At 70.4% G+C, this 15610-nt stretch carries 16 protein-coding genes and 1 riboswitch; of the genes, 1 reads left to right on the top strand and 15 read right to left on the bottom strand.

All coding sequences use genetic code 11. The features are described from left to right. Positions 1-26 precede the first annotated feature (26 nt). The 7 genes from ACFYPN_RS21545 to rpsB form a co-directional block, all read right to left on the bottom strand. Positions 27-1118, bottom strand: coding sequence for a thiamine ABC transporter substrate binding subunit (locus ACFYPN_RS21545; protein WP_389300161.1), 1092 nt, complete (start codon positions 1116-1118; stop codon positions 27-29). A gap of 81 nt (positions 1119-1199) precedes the next feature. Next, a riboswitch (TPP riboswitch) is annotated at positions 1200-1316 on the bottom strand. A 106-nt stretch (positions 1317-1422) separates the two neighbouring features. Next, entirely contained in the window at positions 1423-2529 is a 1107-nt protein-coding gene (rlmN, locus tag ACFYPN_RS21540) for a 23S rRNA (adenine(2503)-C(2))-methyltransferase RlmN (protein WP_389300158.1), read from the bottom strand. Positions 2530-3020: 491 nt separating this feature from the next. After that, positions 3021-4124, bottom strand: coding sequence for a phosphatidate cytidylyltransferase (locus ACFYPN_RS21535; protein WP_358756671.1), 1104 nt, complete (start codon positions 4122-4124; stop codon positions 3021-3023). Further along, positions 4124-4681 (bottom strand): ribosome recycling factor, encoded by a 558-nt coding sequence (gene frr, locus ACFYPN_RS21530; RefSeq protein WP_275495954.1) that lies wholly within the window; start codon positions 4679-4681, stop codon positions 4124-4126. Before frr ends, ACFYPN_RS21535 begins: the two co-directional genes overlap by 1 nt. A gap of 120 nt (positions 4682-4801) precedes the next feature. After that, positions 4802-5575, bottom strand: coding sequence for a UMP kinase (pyrH, locus tag ACFYPN_RS21525; RefSeq protein WP_358756668.1), 774 nt, complete (start codon positions 5573-5575; stop codon positions 4802-4804). Between the two features lie 160 nt (positions 5576-5735). After that, a complete protein-coding gene (tsf, locus tag ACFYPN_RS21520) occupies positions 5736-6572 on the bottom strand; it encodes a translation elongation factor Ts (protein WP_358756667.1) in 837 nt (278 codons plus the stop codon). Between the two features lie 101 nt (positions 6573-6673). Then, positions 6674-7609, bottom strand: coding sequence for a 30S ribosomal protein S2 (rpsB, locus tag ACFYPN_RS21515; RefSeq protein WP_358756665.1), 936 nt, complete (start codon positions 7607-7609; stop codon positions 6674-6676). A 668-nt stretch (positions 7610-8277) separates the two neighbouring features. Between rpsB and ACFYPN_RS21510 the strand changes: the two genes are divergently transcribed. Beyond that, positions 8278-8706 carry a M23 family metallopeptidase gene (locus ACFYPN_RS21510; protein ID WP_358756664.1) on the top strand — a complete coding sequence of 143 codons (429 nt, stop codon included), beginning with the start codon at positions 8278-8280 and terminating at the stop codon, positions 8704-8706. Between the two features lie 20 nt (positions 8707-8726). Here ACFYPN_RS21510 and ACFYPN_RS21505 read toward each other — a convergent pair whose 3' ends face one another. The 8 genes from ACFYPN_RS21505 to lepB form a co-directional block, all read right to left on the bottom strand. Next, positions 8727-9284 carry a helix-turn-helix domain-containing protein gene (locus ACFYPN_RS21505; protein WP_358756813.1) on the bottom strand — a complete coding sequence of 186 codons (558 nt, stop codon included), beginning with the start codon at positions 9282-9284 and terminating at the stop codon, positions 8727-8729. An 84-nt stretch (positions 9285-9368) separates the two neighbouring features. Then, positions 9369-10205 (bottom strand): RNA polymerase sigma factor WhiG, encoded by an 837-nt coding sequence (gene whiG, locus ACFYPN_RS21500; protein WP_266709661.1) that lies wholly within the window; start codon positions 10203-10205, stop codon positions 9369-9371. Between the two features lie 250 nt (positions 10206-10455). After that, positions 10456-11652 (bottom strand): DNA-processing protein DprA, encoded by a 1197-nt coding sequence (gene dprA / locus ACFYPN_RS21495; protein ID WP_389300263.1) that lies wholly within the window; start codon positions 11650-11652, stop codon positions 10456-10458. A 104-nt stretch (positions 11653-11756) separates the two neighbouring features. Beyond that, a complete protein-coding gene (locus tag ACFYPN_RS21490) occupies positions 11757-13379 on the bottom strand; it encodes a YifB family Mg chelatase-like AAA ATPase (protein WP_389300152.1) in 1623 nt (540 codons plus the stop codon). Position 13380: 1 nt separating this feature from the next. Continuing rightward, entirely contained in the window at positions 13381-13743 is a 363-nt protein-coding gene (locus tag ACFYPN_RS21485; protein ID WP_358756660.1) for a YraN family protein, read from the bottom strand. Positions 13744-13928: 185 nt separating this feature from the next. Next, positions 13929-14237 carry a DUF2469 domain-containing protein gene (locus tag ACFYPN_RS21480; protein WP_003965949.1) on the bottom strand — a complete coding sequence of 103 codons (309 nt, stop codon included), beginning with the start codon at positions 14235-14237 and terminating at the stop codon, positions 13929-13931. 64 nt (positions 14238-14301) lie between these two features. Beyond that, the gene (locus ACFYPN_RS21475; RefSeq protein ID WP_358756658.1) at positions 14302-14790 is read right to left on the bottom strand and encodes an NUDIX hydrolase; all 489 of its coding nucleotides are present in this window, start codon (positions 14788-14790) and stop codon (positions 14302-14304) included. Then, the gene (gene lepB, locus ACFYPN_RS21470; protein WP_358756656.1) at positions 14780-15604 is read right to left on the bottom strand and encodes a signal peptidase I; all 825 of its coding nucleotides are present in this window, start codon (positions 15602-15604) and stop codon (positions 14780-14782) included. Before lepB ends, ACFYPN_RS21475 begins: the two co-directional genes overlap by 11 nt. Positions 15605-15610 lie beyond the last annotated feature (6 nt).

Genomic DNA, 15610 nt, shown 5'->3' with positions numbered 1-15610 from the left:
CATGGTCTTCGACACTCAGGCCTTCATCACTTCACGACGAGCGAGGTCCACGTCCGGACCCACTGCTCACGGTGGGTGGCGATCTTCGCCGGGGCCACGGTGAAGGGCTTGTCCACGGTGGCGCCGAACTTGGTGTAGACCTCCGGCAGCTTCGTGTCCTCGACCACCGGGTCGACGAACATCTGGAGCGGCATGTCCTCCTGGAAGGTCTTGCTGATCAGGAAGTCCAGCAGCGCCTTGCCGCCCGCCTCGTTCTTCGCCCCGTCCAGCAGGCCGGCGAACTCGATCTGGCGGAAGCAGGTCGAGGTGGCGACACCGGTGGGGGCTTCGGTGGGCTGCGGGTCGGCGTAGTACACCTCGGCCGGCGGGCTGGAGGCGTAACTGACGACGAGCGGGCGGTCGGCATGCGCCTTCTTGCCGCCGGCCGATCCCGAGAACTCCTCGTTGTACGCCTGCTCCCAGCCGTCGACGACCTTCACGCCGTTGGCCTTCAGCTTCTTCCAGTAGTCCTGGTAGCCGTCCTCCCCGGAGTCGGCGATGGTGCCGAGGAGGAAGCCGAGGCCGGGCGAGGAGGTGGCGGCGTTCTCGGTGACCAGGAGGTTCTTGTACGCGGGCTTCAGCAGGTCCGCGAAGGAGCTCGGCGGGTCCAGCTTCTTGTCGGCGAAGTACTTCTTGTCGTAGTTGACGCAGATGTCGCCGGTGTCGACCGGGGTGACCCGGTGCTCGGCGTCGAGCCGGGTGTCGGCCGCGACCCTGCCCAGCCCCTTCGCCTCGTACGGGGTGAAGATGCCCTGGTCGAGGGCGCGGGAGAGCAGCGTGTTGTCGACGCCGAAGAAGACGTCGCCGCGCGGGGAGCCCTTGGTGAGGATCTCCTGGTTGAGGGCCGCGCCGGCGTCGCCGCTCTTGAGGACCTTGACCGTGTAGCCGGTCTCCTTCGTGAACTCCTCGAGCACGTCCTTCGACGCGGTGAAGGAGTCGTGGCTGACCAGGGTGACGGTCTTGGAGCCCTTGGAGGTGCCCGAGCCGAACGTGTCGTCGGAGCTTCCGCACCCGGCGAGCACGGTGACGCCGAGTGCGGCGGCGAGCGCGGTCGCCGCGTACTTCGTCGTGGTGTTCATGTGATTCCTCCTGGAGGTGACCAGGAAGAGACGCGGCCCCGCACGCGCCGGTGGACACCGGAAGCGGGCAGGGCGCAACAGCTTGAGTAAGGTCCGAACTTCCTACCCGGAATGACCCGGGCGAGGTTCAGAGGGTCTGCGGCCATCCGTTCACCGGTGCCGCACTCTCAGCGCTGTGGCGCTCCCCTGTCGGAATATGAAGTTGATGAACGCGGGGCCAGGCTACACGGACCCTGTGCGGGGGCTCTCCCCGGTCAGACCGTCAGCAACGGCCTGACCGCGGTAAATGCCCCACGACACGGACTCAGCGCTCGGAGGCCGCCAGCTGCCCGCAGGCGCCGTCGATCTCCTGGCCGCGGGTGTCGCGGACCGTGACGGGTACGCCGTGGGCCGCGATGGCCTCCACGAACGCCTTCTCGTCCTCGGGACGGGAGGCGGTCCACTTCGAGCCGGGCGTCGGGTTGAGCGGGATCAGGTTGACGTGCACCCGCTTGCCCTTGAGCAGTCGGCCGAGCCGGTCGCCCCGCCACGCCTGGTCGTTGATGTCGCGGATCAGGGCGTACTCGATGGAGATCCGGCGGCCGGACTTCTCGGCGTACTCCCACGCGGCGTCGAGCACCTCGCGGACGTTCCAGCGCGTGTTCACCGGGACGAGGGTGTCGCGGAGCTCGTCGTCCGGGGCGTGCAGCGAGACGGCGAGCCGGCACTTGAAGCCCTCGTCCGCGAAGCGCAGCATCGCGGGCACCAGGCCCACGGTGGAGACGGTGATACCGCGCTGGGAGAGGCCCAGGCCGTCCGGCTCGGGGTCGGTCAGCCGGCGGATGGCGCCGACGACGCGGTTGTAGTTGGCGAGCGGCTCCCCCATCCCCATGAAGACGATGTTGGAGAGGCGCGCGGGCCCGCCCGGCACCTCGCCGTCGCGCAGCGCCCGCATGCCGTCCACGATCTGGTGGACGATCTCGGCGGTGGAGAGGTTCCGGTCCAGACCGGCCTGTCCGGTGGCGCAGAACGGGCAGTTCATCCCACAGCCGGCCTGTGACGAGATACACATCGTCACGCGCTCGGGGTAGCGCATCAGGACGGACTCCACGAGGGTTCCGTCGTGCAGCTTCCAGAGCGTCTTGCGGGTGGTGTCGTCGTCGCAGCTGATGTGCCGGACCACGGACATGAGGTCCGGGAAGAGCGCTTCGGCGAGCTTCTCCCGCGACCCGGCCGGAATGTTCGTCCACTCCGACGGGTCGTGCGCGTACCGCGCGAAGTAGTGCTGCGAGAGCTGCTGCGCACGGAAGGGCTTCTCGCCGGTCGCGGCGACTGCCTCCTTGCGCTCGGCGGGCGTGAGGTCGGCGAGGTGCCGCGGGGGCCTCTTGGCTCCGCGGGGCGCGACAAAGGTGAGTTCTCCGGGCTTAGGCATGGTTCTTCCAGTGTCGCAGACACGCGAAGGTCCCCCCGGTCGTCACGCAGTTCAGGACCCGTGACGACCGGGCGAACCAAGTCGTCGCTCGTGGGCGTCAGAGGCCCCGACGACCCCTGCACGGCCCCCACACGGCCCGGTTCCCTGCAGCCTCGCAGGTCAGGTGCGCCTGGCCGGAGGGAACACCTGGCCGGATGAGACACCGACTCTGCCCCGGGCCGCCTTCCCGCTCCCGGACAGGAGACCCGGAACACTGCCTTCTCACTTCCTGTGAGGAGGTCGTCCCCTTGGGGCAAGTGGGCATTGCCCACTTGCCCCAAGGGCGACAGGGACGCAACGGGAAGGGCCCGCCGTCCTGTGGACGGCGGGCCCCCGGTGCTTGAAGACACAGGTGGAACGGGGTGTGCGGAAGGGCTCCAGCCGACGGAGTACAGCCCGTACGCCGCCGCCGGAACGTATCGCCTGAGGACCTCGGGGCCTCAGGCTCAGCCTCAGCCGCTGCCGACGAACAGCACCAGCAGCAACCAGACGACCGGAGCGGTCGGCAGGAGCGAGTCCAGCCGGTCCATGATCCCGCCGTGACCGGGCAGCAGCGTGCCCATGTCCTTGATGCCGAGGTCCCGCTTGATCATGGATTCGCCGAGGTCGCCGAGGGTGGCGCTGGCGGCGACCGCGAGCCCCAGCAGGAGCCCCTGCCACCAGGAACCGTCGTCGATCAGGAACTGCACGCACAGCGCGCCGCCCACCATCGCGAAGGCGATGGCCCCGAAGAGCCCCTCACGTGTCTTTCCGGGGCTGATGCGCGGAGCGAGCTTGTGCTTGCCGAAGCGCCAGCCGACCGCGTACGCGCCGGTGTCGCTGATCACCGTCAGCAGCAGGAACGTGAGTACCCGCCAGGCTCCGTCGTCCGCGGCCAGCATCAGCGCCACGAACGTCGCCAGGAACGGCACGTAAAAGGTGGCGAAGACACCCGCGGTGACGTCCCGGAGGTACCCCTCCGGCTTCGCGGTCATCCGCCAGACGAGTACGGCCAGCGAGGTGAGCGCCATCGCGATCCAGGCACCTTCGGCGCCCCAGACGTAGCCGGCCACGACCATGGCCGCGCCGCCGACCGCGAGCGGGATGAGCGGAGCCCTGATCGACTTCCGCTCGTCCAGCCGGGAGGTGAGTTCCCAGAGGCCGACCACGACGGCGACGACGACGACACCGACGAAGACGGCCTTCACGACGAACAGCGAGGCGATCACGACGGCACCGAGGCCCACGCCGACCCCTATGGCGGCCCGCAGGTCACGCCCCGCCCGCTTCTTCTGCGGAGGCTGCGGGGCGGGTACGGGCGCCGACGGGGCAGATGCGGGCGCCTGCGGCACCTCGTCGCGGAACAGGGGGCCACTGATGTGCGTGGCGTCCCCGTCCCGGCCGTCGTGGTCGTCTGCGTCGTCTCTACCTGCGTCGGGAGTGTCCGGCACGATGGGCATGGGCCGAGTCTGCTGGGCGCCGTGCGCATCGTGGGCAGGACCCGCCGGAGCGGCCGCGATCTCGGACGTGCCCCAGTAGCCGGCACCCTGCGGGGCACCCAGGGAAGAGTCGTTCATCAGACTTCGAGCAGCTCGGCTTCCTTGTGCTTCAGCAGCTCGTCCACCTGCGTGACGTACTTCGCGGTGGTGTCGTCGAGCTCCTTCTCCGCACGGCGCACCTCGTCCTCGCCGGACTCCTTGTCCTTGACGAGCTTGTCGAGCGCCTCCTTCGCCTTGCGGCGGATGGAGCGGATCGAGATCTTGGAGTCCTCTGCCTTGGTCTTGGCGACCTTGATGTACTCCTTGCGGCGGTCCTGGGTGAGCTCCGGGAAGACCACTCGGATGATATTGCCGTCGTTGCTGGGGTTGACGCCCAGGTCGGAGTCGCGGATCGCCTGCTCGACGTTGCGCAGCGCGGTCTTGTCGAACGGCGTCACCACGGCCATGCGCGGCTCGGGTACCGAGAACGAGGCCAGCTGGTTGATCGGGGTCAGCGCGCCGTAGTAGTCGGCGACGATCTTGTTGAACATCGCCGGGTGCGCGCGGCCGGTGCGGATGGCGGCGAAGTCCTCTTTCGCCACGACGACGGCCTTCTCCATCTTCTCCTCGGCTTCGAGGAGGATTTCTTCGATCACCCTGTGCTCCTGCGTGTCTTGAGTGGGCCCGGCATCGTCATCACCGGGACCTGCGGGTCCTGCGTCACGTCCTCACCTGCACGGTGTCCGACCGGCAGGCCGTTGTCCATCCGTGGGCCGTCAGGCCCGGGTGCTCTCGTCACTCACGAGCGTGCCGATCTTCTCACCGTTGACCGCGCGAGCGATATTGCCTGCGGTGGTCAGTTCGAAGACCAGGATCGGGAGCCGGTTGTCGCGACAGAGTGTGATCGCGGTGGCGTCGGCGACCTTCAGGTCGCGGGCGAGCACCTCGCTGTACTCCAGCGCGTCGAACTTCACCGCACCGGGGTTGGTCTTCGGGTCGGAGTCGTAGACCCCGTCGACCCCGTTCTTGCCCATCAGGAGCGCCTCGGCGTCGATCTCCAGGGCACGCTGGGCCGCGGTGGTGTCGGTGGAGAAGTACGGCATGCCCATGCCGGCGCCGAAGATCACGACGCGTCCCTTCTCCAGATGCCGCACGGCACGGAGGGGAATGTACGGCTCGGCGACCTGGCCCATGGTGATGGCGGTCTGTACGCGCGAGTCGATGCCCTCCTTCTCCAGGAAGTCCTGGAGTGCCAGGCAGTTCATCACGGTGCCGAGCATGCCCATGTAGTCGGACCGGGCCCGGTCCATGCCGCGCTGCTGGAGCTCGGCGCCGCGGAAGAAGTTGCCGCCGCCGATGACGACGGCGATCTCCGCGCCGTCGCGCACCACCGCGGCGATCTCGCGGGCGATGGCGTGCACGATGTCGGGGTCGACCCCGAGTCCGCCACCACCGGCGAACGCTTCGCCGGACAGCTTCAGCATGAAGCGTCCGGGCACCTTCTCGTCGCGCTTGTGGTCAACCTGTTTGGCGTCCGCGCCCTTGTCCATGGAAATTCTCCTCGTGCACATACGAAGAAGGCCATTGCCGGTGGGTCTGGTGTCCCTCAGCGGCAATGGCCTCCTCGTCAGATCTGCGGTCGCTCGGCAGGTGTGCGGCCGACGACTGCATCAGACCCTATCCCGGGTCCACCGCATTCGCGGACGGGACTCAGATGCCGACCTTGATACGCGTGAAGCGCTTCAGGGAGACACCGGCCTCGTCGAGAACCTTCTGGACCGACTTCTTGGCGTCCTTGGCGAAGGACTGCTCCACGACGACGACGTCCTTGAAGAAGCCGTTGACGCGACCCTCGACGATCTTCGGGAGGGCGGCCTCGGGCTTGCCCTCCTCGCGCGAGGTGGCCTCGGCGACACGACGCTCGTTCTCGACCGTCTCGGCCGGGACCTCGTCGCGGCTCAGGTACTTCGGCGCGAACGCGGCGATGTGCTGCGCGACGTCCTTGGCGACCTGGGCGTCCGGCTTGTCCAGCTCGACGAGCACGCCGACCTGCGGCGGGAGGTCGGGCATCGTGCGGTGCATGTACGCAGCCACGTAACCGCCGGTGAACTGCGCGAAGCGGTCCAGGACGATCTTCTCGCCGAGGTTGGCGTTGGCCTCGTCCACGAACGCCTGGACGGTCTTGCCGGCCTCGATCTCGGAGGCGAGCAGCGCCTCCAGGTCGGCCGGGGAGGTCGCGGCGACGTGCGCGGCGAGCGTGTTGGCGACGGCCTGGAACTTCTCGCTCTTGGCGACGAAGTCGGTCTCGCACTTCAGCTCGAGCAGAACGCCGGAGGTCTGGTCGTCGGAGATGAGCGAGACGACCGCGCCGTTCTCGGCCGAACGGCCTTCGCGCTTGGCGACGCCCTTCTGGCCCTTGATGCGGAGGGCCTCGACGGCCTTGTCGACGCTGCCGTCGGACTCGTCGAGGGCCTTCTTGCAGTCCATCATGCCGGCGCCGGTGAGCTCGCGGAGCTTCTTGACGTCAGCGGCGGTGTAGTTCGCCATGAGTCTGTGTTTCTCTCTCGAAGTCTGAAGATCTACGGGTGAACGGCGGGGGCGGTGCGCATGGCACCCGCCCCCGCCGTCAGTCAGCCGTGACGGAGGTGTCAGGCCTGCTCGGTCTCGGCGGCAGCCTCGACCTCGGCGGTCTCAGCGGCGGCCTCGACCTCGGCGGTCTCAGCGGCGGCCTCGGCCGGCTCGGCGTCCGCGGCCTTCTCGGTCTCGGCGGAGGCCTGGACCTCGGTGGCCTCTGCGTCGTCCTTCTTGTCGCCCTCGAGCAGGTCGCGCTCCCACTCGGCGAGGGGCTCGCCGGCGGCCTTCTCGCCCGGCTTCGAGTCGCCCTTGGCAGCACCGGAACGGGCGATGAGGCCCTCGGCGACGGCGTCGGCGATCACGCGGGTGAGCAGGGTGACGGAGCGGATCGCGTCGTCGTTGCCCGGGATCTTGTAGTCGACCTCGTCGGGGTCGCAGTTGGTGTCGAGGATCGCGACGACCGGGATGTGGAGCTTGCGCGCCTCACCGACGGCGATGTGCTCCTTCTTGGTGTCGACGATCCAGACGGCGCTGGGCACCTTCTGCATCTCGCGGATACCACCGAGGGTCTTCTCCAGCTTGGCCTTCTCGCGGGAGAGGACCAGGAGCTCCTTCTTGGTGAGGCCGGAGGCGGCCACGTCCTCGAAGTCGATGAGCTCGAGCTCCTTCAGACGCTGAAGGCGCTTGTAGACGGTGGAGAAGTTGGTGAGCATGCCACCGAGCCAACGCTGGTTGACGTACGGCATGCCGACGCGCGTCGCCTGCTCGGCGATGGCCTCCTGGGCCTGCTTCTTCGTACCCACGAACATGATGGAGCCGCCGTGCGCGACGGTCTCCTTGACGAACTCGTAGGCGCGGTCGATGTACGACAGCGACTGGAGCAGGTCGATGATGTAGATGCCGTTGCGCTCGGTGAAGATGAAGCGCTTCATCTTCGGGTTCCAGCGACGGGTCTGGTGACCGAAGTGGACGCCGCTTTCCAGCAGCTCCCGCATCGTGACGACGGCCATGGCCGTTCTCCTTGAGGTACTCGGTTCCGCGACCGCAGGTTTGCAGTCGCGCCTGACGCCCCACGCGCCGTGCCACGAAGGACCGAGAGGCGCGGCCACCGTCCGCTGAGAGGGAGGTGGCGGGGCGTGCGAAGTCGACCCGGTCGCCCAGGTCGCCACAAGAAGTGTACGGGACCCTCCGAGTGCAGGGTGACGGCGTTGTCCACAACCGGCGAGTACTCCACAGGCGGGGCCCAAGATCCCCGGGCCGACCAGCGCCGGGGGAGGGTTCCGGCATGCAGCGGACACAAGCGACCACCCACACCATCCACCCGCCACGGCTCCCTCCCCGGGTACGGGTACGGGTACGGGTAGGGGTACGGGTACGGCCATGGCTCCGGCCCCTGGCGCCGGGGGCGGCCCGGCCCCTCCCGGCTCCCGCCGCCGTACGGATTCCCGTGCGCCTACTCGCTCTCGTGCTTCTGCTCCTCTGTCCCCCGGCTCCGGCCGGCGCTTCGGTGCCCGCGCCGGGCGGGGTGCCGGTTCGGGTTCCGGTTCGGGTTCCGGTTCGCGTTCCGGTTCGGGTTCCGGTACCGGCGGGGATCCCGTCCGGAACGGAAGCTCCTGCGCTCCCGGCCGGAGCAGGCGGTGCCTCGGGGGCACGGAGCTGGCCGCTGGCGGGCCGGCCGGTGGTCGTACGGGGGTGGGAGCCGCCGGCCGGCCCGTACGCGCCCGGCCACCGGGGCGTCGACCTCGCCGCGCCCGCAGGCACCCGGGTCCGCGCGGTCGCGGCGGGCCGCGTCGCCTTCGCGGGCCGGGTCGCGGGGCGCGGGGTCCTCACCGTCGAGCTGGCGGAGAGCGGCAACCCACCGCTGCGCACCACGTACGAACCCGTTCGCCCCCTGGTACGGGTCGGCGACGAGGTCCGGGCGGGCGCGCCGGTCGCGGTGACGGAGCCGGGCTCCTCGCACTGCGCGGCGGGGTGCCTCCACTGGGGTGTGCGGCGCGGCGACGTCTACGTCGACCCGCTCACGCTGCTGCCGCCCGCCCTGCTGACGCGGGGCCCGTCACGGCTGCTGCCGGTGTCGGGCGTCCCGCTGCCGGAGGAAGCTCCCTGAGCCCGGGCGGGGCAGGGGTGTCAGCCCCGTACGCCCCGCAGGATCATGGCGACGGCGGTCTCGGCGATCACGCCCGGCTCCTCGGCCACGACCAGCTCGATCCGGCGCGCCGCCGCGTCGACGGAGCCCTGGAGCAGCATCGCCGCGAGCCTCGGCTGGGAGTGCCCGAGATCGCCCAGGGCCTCCACGATCATGGTGATCAGCCCGCCGTGCGCGGCCCTGATCTTCTCGCGGGCCCCGGCGTCGAGTTCGCCGGCGGAGATGGCGACCACAGCACGGTGGCGCCGGTCCTGCACGAGTTCCAGCTGCTTGCGGACGTACGCCTCGACCTTCTCCTCGGGCGTTCCGGCCCGCGCCATGGCGTTCTCGACCTCGGCCGCCCACACGGGGAAGTCGACGGCGCAGAGTTCCTCGACGACGGCGGCACGGGAACGGAAGTACTCGTACACCGACGACCTGGCGAGGCCCGTGCGTTCCGCGAGCGCGGGGAAGGTCAACGCTTCCGTCCCGCCCTCGGACAGCAGGGAGCGCGCGGCGTCCAGGAGGGCGCCGCGCTGCATGGTCCGGTGCTCGGCCACGGAGGCCGCTCGAATCCTGGGCACCGCTCCACTGTACGGCGCAGGGGCCGCCCGCGACGTGCCCGAGCGGTGGGTGAGGGCCGCTCAGCGGCCCGCGTCGGCCAGTTTCGCGCGCAGCTGGAGGACCGACTTGGTGTGGATCTGGCTGACCCGGCTCTCGGTAACGCCGAGGACGTTGCCGATCTCGGCGAGGGTGAGCCCCTCGTAGTAGTAGAGGGTGACCACGGTCTTCTCCCGGTCCGGGAGGGTGTTGATGGCACGGGCGAGGAGCCGTCTGAGTTCGCGGCCCTCGGCGACCTCCACCGGATCGTCGGCGGCAGTGTCCTCCAGCGTGTCCATCAGGCTGAGCCGGTTGCCGCCCTCACCGCCGACGTGCAGCAGCTCTTCCAGGGCCACCACGTTCGCCAGTGACAACTGGCTGAAAACCGCGTGCAGTTCTTCTAGCGCGATCCCCATCTCGGCGGCGACCTCGGACTCCGACGGCGTACGCCGCAACTGCGCTTCGAGCGTCGCGTAGGCGCGCTCGACGTTGCGCGCCTTCTGGCGTACGGAGCGCGGGATCCAGTCCAGCGCCCGGAGTTCGTCGATCATCGCGCCCCGGATGCGGGTGATCGCGTACGTCTCGAACTTGATGGCCCGCTCGATGTCGAACTTCTCGATGGCGTCGATCAGTCCGAACACGCCGGAGGACACGAAGTCAGCCTGCTCCACGTTGGACGGGAGCCCCACGCTGACCCGGCCCGCGACGTACTTGACGAGCGGTGAGTAGTGCAGGATCAGCTGCTCCCGCAGCCGCTCGTCTCCCGTGGACTTGTAACTGCGCCACAACTCTTCGAGGGAGGAGGGGGCGGAGGGCCGCACAGTGCCACGCGCAGCGGGTGGTACTGCCGCGCGGTCAGACCCGGAGGTGTGCTGGGGCATGTGGTGCCTTGAGCCGTTCTGCCGTGAAGTACTGAGGACTTGTGGGGAGCGGAGACCTGTGAGCGTAGCGTGACTGGGCCGTCGCGTTGCGCGTCCGAAGGGGGTGGCTGGAGCGCGCTGGTGCCGCGCGCGCTCCCGTCGCCGGGCGTACCGGACGACCGGGGCCGACACCGTACGCGTCGGCCCCGGGAGTGGCGCCGCACGAACCCCCGAGGTCACCCCGCTTACCTTTTCACCCGAATGCCCCAGGTCAAGTACCGCCTCGCCGGGCGTCCTCGTCGGGTCTCGGCCCGGCCACCGGTCGCCAGGTGTCGCCGTCCCGTTCGACGAACCCCAGCGAGTGCAGTTCGTACAGCCGCGCGAGTGCCTCGTCGGCCGAAGTCCCCGCGGACCGGGCGACATCGCGTACTCCCGCGGTCCCGCCGCGGGGCAGCGCGTCCAGCACCGCGGCGGACACCGGGCCGAGCAGGTCCCGGGGGAGGACGGTCCCGCGCCGGACCGGGGCGAGGTCGCCGATCTCTCCGACCAGTTCGGCCACTTCGGCCGCGTCGGTGACCAGTACGCCTTCGCCGCGCAGCAGTTCATGGACACCGGCCGACAGTCCGCTGGTCGCGGGGCCCGGTACTCCCATGGTGAAGCGGCCGAGCCGCTGGGCTCCCCGCGCGGTCACCAGGGACCCGCTGCGGTATTCGGCCTCCACGACGACCGTGCCCCTGGTCAGCGCGGCGATCACCCGGTTCCGGAGGATGAACCTGCTGCGGGTCGGATGGGTGCCCGGGGGCAGTTCGCCCACCAGCAGGCCCTCCTGAGCGATCCGGCCGATCAGCTCCGCGTGCCCGCGCGGGTAGGGGACGTCCACCCCGCACGCCAGGACCGCGACCGTCGCACCGCCGGCGGCCAGCGCTCCCCGGTGTGCCGCACCGTCCACTCCGAAGGCGGCGCCGGAGACCACCACCCACCCCCGCTCCGCGAGCCCGGCGCCCAACGTCGCGGCCATGTGGGCGCCGTACGGGGTACAGGCCCGCGCCCCGACCACCGCGACCGAGCGCAGCGCCCAGAGCCGCAGGTCCGGAGCGCCCCGGATCCACAGCCCCACAGGACGGGCGTCGCCGAGGTCGTCCAGCTGACCGGGCCACTCCGGGTCGCCCGGGACGACGAACCGCCCTCCGGCCCGGGCCACGGCCTCCAAGTCCCCTTCCGGGTCCGCCACGGCGGCCCGCATCCGGTAACCGGCGAGCCGGGCCGCCGTCATCCCGGGCAGCGTCTGAGGCGACCCGTCGTACGCCGTCAGGCGCCGCAGCACCTCTGCGGGACCGTGCGTACGCAGCCACCGGCCCGCCCGCTCGTCGCCGGGTTCGACGATCCTGGTGAGCGCGACGCGCGCCAGCCGCTCGGCATCGGGCCTCCCCGGCGGCGCGCCCCCGGACTCCTCCCGGTCCTGGAGCAGAAGGTCCGGGGGCAGAAGGTCCCGAGCCCGAAGGCCCCGGGGCACCTGCGGCGGAAGATCCTGCGGCAGAGGCTCCCCCGGCAGCGACTCCCACCGCGCCCCGCTCACGAGGCCCTCGCCGTCATGGGCACTCCCCGCTGGACGCCGGTACGCAACTCGAGGGCGACGGCCACGTCCGAGGCGTCCGGGCGGTCCGCGCCGCGCAGGTCCGCGACGGTCCAGGCCACCCGTAGCACCCGGTCGAGACCTCGCGCCGTCAGGGCACCCCGCTCCATGTCCCGCTCGGCGGCCATCAGCGCCCCGGGAGCCGCGAGCAGCCTGGTCCGCAGCTCGTGGCCCGGTACCTCGCTGTTGGTGGTCCACGGTGTGCCGGCCAGTCGCCCGGCCGCGCGGGCACGGGCCTCCCGCACCCGGTCGGCGACGACTACGGTCGGCTCGCCCCTGCCACCGCCGTCCACGAGGTCCGCGCGGGTGACGGGCTCCACCTCGACCCTCAGGTCCACCCGGTCCAGCAAGGGTCCGGACAGCCGGGCCTGGTAGCGGCGGATCACCGAGGGCGGGCACTCGCAGCCGGCTCCGCCGAGGCTGTGCCGGCCGCAGGGGCACGGATTCGCCGCCAGCGCCATCAGGAAGCGCGCCGGCAGTCTGACCACCCCTGCCGCGCGGGCCACCACCACGTGACCGGACTCCAGTGGCTGGCGCAGGGCGTCGAGGGCCCTGACCGAGAATTCGGGGGCCTCGTCCAAGAAGAGGATTCCTCGGTGGGCCAGGGAGACGGCCCCGGGTTTCGGCAGTCCGTTGCCGCCGCCGATGAGCGACTGCATGGTGGCCGAGTGGTGCGGAGCGCAGTAAGGCGCGGCACTCACCAGCGGTTCGCCCGGGGGGAGGATTCCGGCGACCGAGTGCACCGCCGTCACCTCCAGGGCTTCCCGCCGGGTCAGCGGCGGCAGGATGCCCGGCAGCCGCTCGGCCAGCATCGTCTTCCCGGCACCCGGGGGCCCGGAGAGCAGCAGATGATGACCTCCCGCCGCGGCGATCTCCAGGGCTTTGCGCGGCCGGCTCTGGCCGGCGACGTCGCTCAGGTCCTTGCGGTACGCCCCGCCCGGGCCTCCGGCCGGGGCGAGTCCCGCGCCGAATCCGGACCCGGGCACCATCAGTCCGGCGAGCAGGGTGTCCGGCCGGCTCTGCTGGCCGGCCGGCTCGTCGGGCACCGGTTCGTCGCTGAGGATCGCGATCAGCTGACGGAGACTCCGTACGCCCAGAACCGAGACGCCCGGCACCAGCGCCGCCTCGCCGGCGGTCTGCTCGGGGACCACGACGTGGCGGTATCCGGCTTCGGCGGCGGCGAGCACCGCGGGCAGCACTCCGCGGACCGGGCGCACCTGTCCGTCCAGGCCCAGCTCCCCGATCATGACGACGTCCGCGATCTGGGCCGGGTCGATCCGCTCGGCGGCGCCGAGCACGGCGCACGCCACGGCGAGATCGAACCCCGAACCGGATTTCGGTACGGAGGCCGGGGAGAGACCGACCGTGAGCTTCTTCTGCGGCCACTCGGCACCGGAGTTGACGACGGCCGCCCGGACCCGGTCCCTGCTCTCGACCAGGCTCTTGTCCGGCAGGCCGACCAGCGTGAAGGCCGCCACTCCTGGTTCCAGGTCCGCCTGGACCTCCACCACCACGCCCTCCACGCCGACCAGGGCGACGGAACAGGCTCGTGCGAAGCCCATCTCAGGCCACCCCCCGCGCGTGTTCGGCGACCGGACCGCCGCGTCGGGGCACGATCACCCCGACGAGGTCGATACGCACGCCGCCCGGCGGCGGTCCCCCGTGCGCGTCGAGCCACAACTCCGCGAGCCGCCGCAGCCGTTCCGCCTTGACCGGGGTGACGGCCGCCATCGGGTGCTGGTACTCCACCGATCTGCGGGTCTTCACCTCGCAGACGACGAGGGCGTCACCGTCGCGCGCGACGATGTCGATCTCTCCGGCCCGGCAGCGCCAGTTGCGCTCCACCACGGCCATGCCCGCGTCGGTCAGCAACCGCGCCGCCAACTCCTCGCCGTACCGCCCGAGTGCTCCCCGTGCGTTCTTCATCCGGCACCACCTCCGGCACCGACTCTGCGCGGGCCGGCCGATCCTTGTGGATCTTGGTGGACAACTCCCCGGATGTGGAAAACCCGGCCACCCCTGAGGATGACCGGGTGGCCCGGATTGACGAGCCGGGGAAACGATCCGCCATACGCCCCGGCGCGAGCTCCCCACTTCTCACCGAGGGGCGGTCAGCCGCCCGGAAGTTCGAGATCGCTCTTGTTGAGCTCTTCGATGTTCACGTCCTTGAAGGTCAGCACACGCACCTGCTTGACGAATCTCGCCGGCCGGTACATGTCCCAGACCCAGGCATCCGCCATGGACACTTCGAAGAACACCTCCCCCTGGACCGAGTGGACCTGCATCTCGTAGTCGTTGGTGAGGTAGAAGCGACGTTCGGTCTCGATCACGTATTTGAACAGACCGACGACGTCGCGGTACTCCCGGTAGAGCTTCAGCTCCATCTCGGTCTCGTACTTTTCGAGGTCCTCGGCGCTCATGGCATGCGTCCCCTTCAGCCGTGCGTTCCCCCATTGTGCTGCAGCCGGTGACGCCCCCGGACGTTCAGGCGATTTCGGGGGCGAGAATCTGCGGAACGCTCGGAGAACCCTCGTCGAGCAGCGTGCGCAGCAGTTCGGCGAGCTTGGTCGGATACACCGTCTCACGGGTCGCCCGCAGTTCGGCGGAAGTCCACCACCTGAGACCTGTGACGCTGCGGCGCTCCAACTCGGTCAGACCCCCCAGGTCGGTGGCGGTCCGTTCCGTGCGCGCGAGAAAATACCACTCGTCCTGTTCCCACCGGCGGCCGTCGAAGGGAAAGGAGCACCTGCGCTTCCAGAGGACCGGGCCGAGCTCCACGTCCGTGATGCCGGTCTCCTCGGCCAGCTCGCGGCGGGCGGCCTGCTCGTGGCTCTCGTCGCCCTCCAGTCCGCCGCCCGGTGTGAACCACCAGGTCTTCGCGGGATCCTCGGGTTCGAAGCCGTGCATCAGCAGAATCCGGTCCTGCGGGTCGAGGAGGACGACCCGTGCGACCGTCCGGATCTCAGCGGGCACCCGCCACCGCCTTCGCGGACCTGCCGCGCCGGGCCCACGCGGCGATCGGCCCGTAGGCGCAGCCGCCCAGGATCAGGATCACGCCCAGCACCACGGCTCCGAGCTGGAACGGCAGCGGCCCCGGGGACGAGATGCCGCCGGGAAGCCCGGCGAACCCCTCCGGCCGGTCGAGCATGCCGCCGGACGGCCAGGCCACGGCGTCGACCCGTGCTTCGACCGTGTCGCGGGGCACCGAGCCCTGTCCCTCCTCCGTGAGGTGGACGCGGGAGTCCAGGGAGATAGCGCGGTTGTCGCCGAGCAGGAAGAGTTCCCCCTCGGGGACCTTCGCGCTGAATTCCGTCAGGGCCGCCGGGGCGGAACCGCCGGAGCCGTCGCTCTCCCCGGCACCTCCGGAGGTCCCGGAAGCAGCGGAGTCCCCGAGGCCGCCGGAGGCGCCCACCGCCGGCTTCAGATACGGCTCCTCGATCGGCACGTCGTTGACGGTGAGCCGGCCCTTCGCGTCGCAGCAGACGACGGTGTCACCCCCGATCCCGATGACACGTTTGACCATCGGGGAGGTGCTCCACACCGTGTCCGTGAAGACCACGACGTCGCCGCGCCGCACCTCGTCGCCCGATATCCGCTGTGCCAGCACCTTGGACCCGGTCTCCACGGTCGGGGACATCGATCCGGTCGGCACGGTGTACGGCCGGTACACCAGCGCGGCCCAGGCGAACCCGCCGAGGAAGAGCACACAGCCGACGGCCACGACCAGACCCGACAGCACACTGCCGAGCCGGCCGCGGCCGTCTCCCGTACGTCCTGTTCCACTCATCCCAGC

This window comes from Streptomyces sp. NPDC005576 (assembly GCF_042871745.1).
Taxonomy (GTDB): domain Bacteria; phylum Actinomycetota; class Actinomycetes; order Streptomycetales; family Streptomycetaceae; genus Streptomyces.
This window is presented reverse-complemented; position numbering and strand designations above follow the sequence as displayed.

Excerpts from the sequence above, each read along its gene's own strand:
- rpsB (WP_358756665.1), bottom strand. The coding sequence starts at position 7,609 with ATGGCCGTCGTCACGATGCGGGAGCTGCTGGAAAGCGGCGTCCACTTC.
- ACFYPN_RS21480 (WP_003965949.1), bottom strand. The coding sequence starts at position 14,237 with ATGAGCGCCGAGGACCTCGAAAAGTACGAGACCGAGATGGAGCTGAAG.
- ACFYPN_RS21545 (WP_389300161.1), bottom strand. The coding sequence starts at position 1,118 with ATGAACACCACGACGAAGTACGCGGCGACCGCGCTCGCCGCCGCACTC.
- ACFYPN_RS21535 (WP_358756671.1), bottom strand. The coding sequence starts at position 4,124 with ATGAACGACTCTTCCCTGGGTGCCCCGCAGGGTGCCGGCTACTGGGGC.
- pyrH (WP_358756668.1), bottom strand. The coding sequence starts at position 5,575 with ATGGACAAGGGCGCGGACGCCAAACAGGTTGACCACAAGCGCGACGAG.
- tsf (WP_358756667.1), bottom strand. The coding sequence starts at position 6,572 with ATGGCGAACTACACCGCCGCTGACGTCAAGAAGCTCCGCGAGCTCACC.
- ACFYPN_RS21490 (WP_389300152.1), bottom strand. The coding sequence starts at position 13,379 with ATGGGCTTCGCACGAGCCTGTTCCGTCGCCCTGGTCGGCGTGGAGGGC.
- whiG (WP_266709661.1), bottom strand. The coding sequence starts at position 10,205 with ATGCCCCAGCACACCTCCGGGTCTGACCGCGCGGCAGTACCACCCGCT.
- rlmN (WP_389300158.1), bottom strand. The coding sequence starts at position 2,529 with ATGCCTAAGCCCGGAGAACTCACCTTTGTCGCGCCCCGCGGAGCCAAG.
- lepB (WP_358756656.1), bottom strand. The coding sequence starts at position 15,604 with ATGAGTGGAACAGGACGTACGGGAGACGGCCGCGGCCGGCTCGGCAGT.
- ACFYPN_RS21485 (WP_358756660.1), bottom strand. The coding sequence starts at position 13,743 with ATGAAGAACGCACGGGGAGCACTCGGGCGGTACGGCGAGGAGTTGGCG.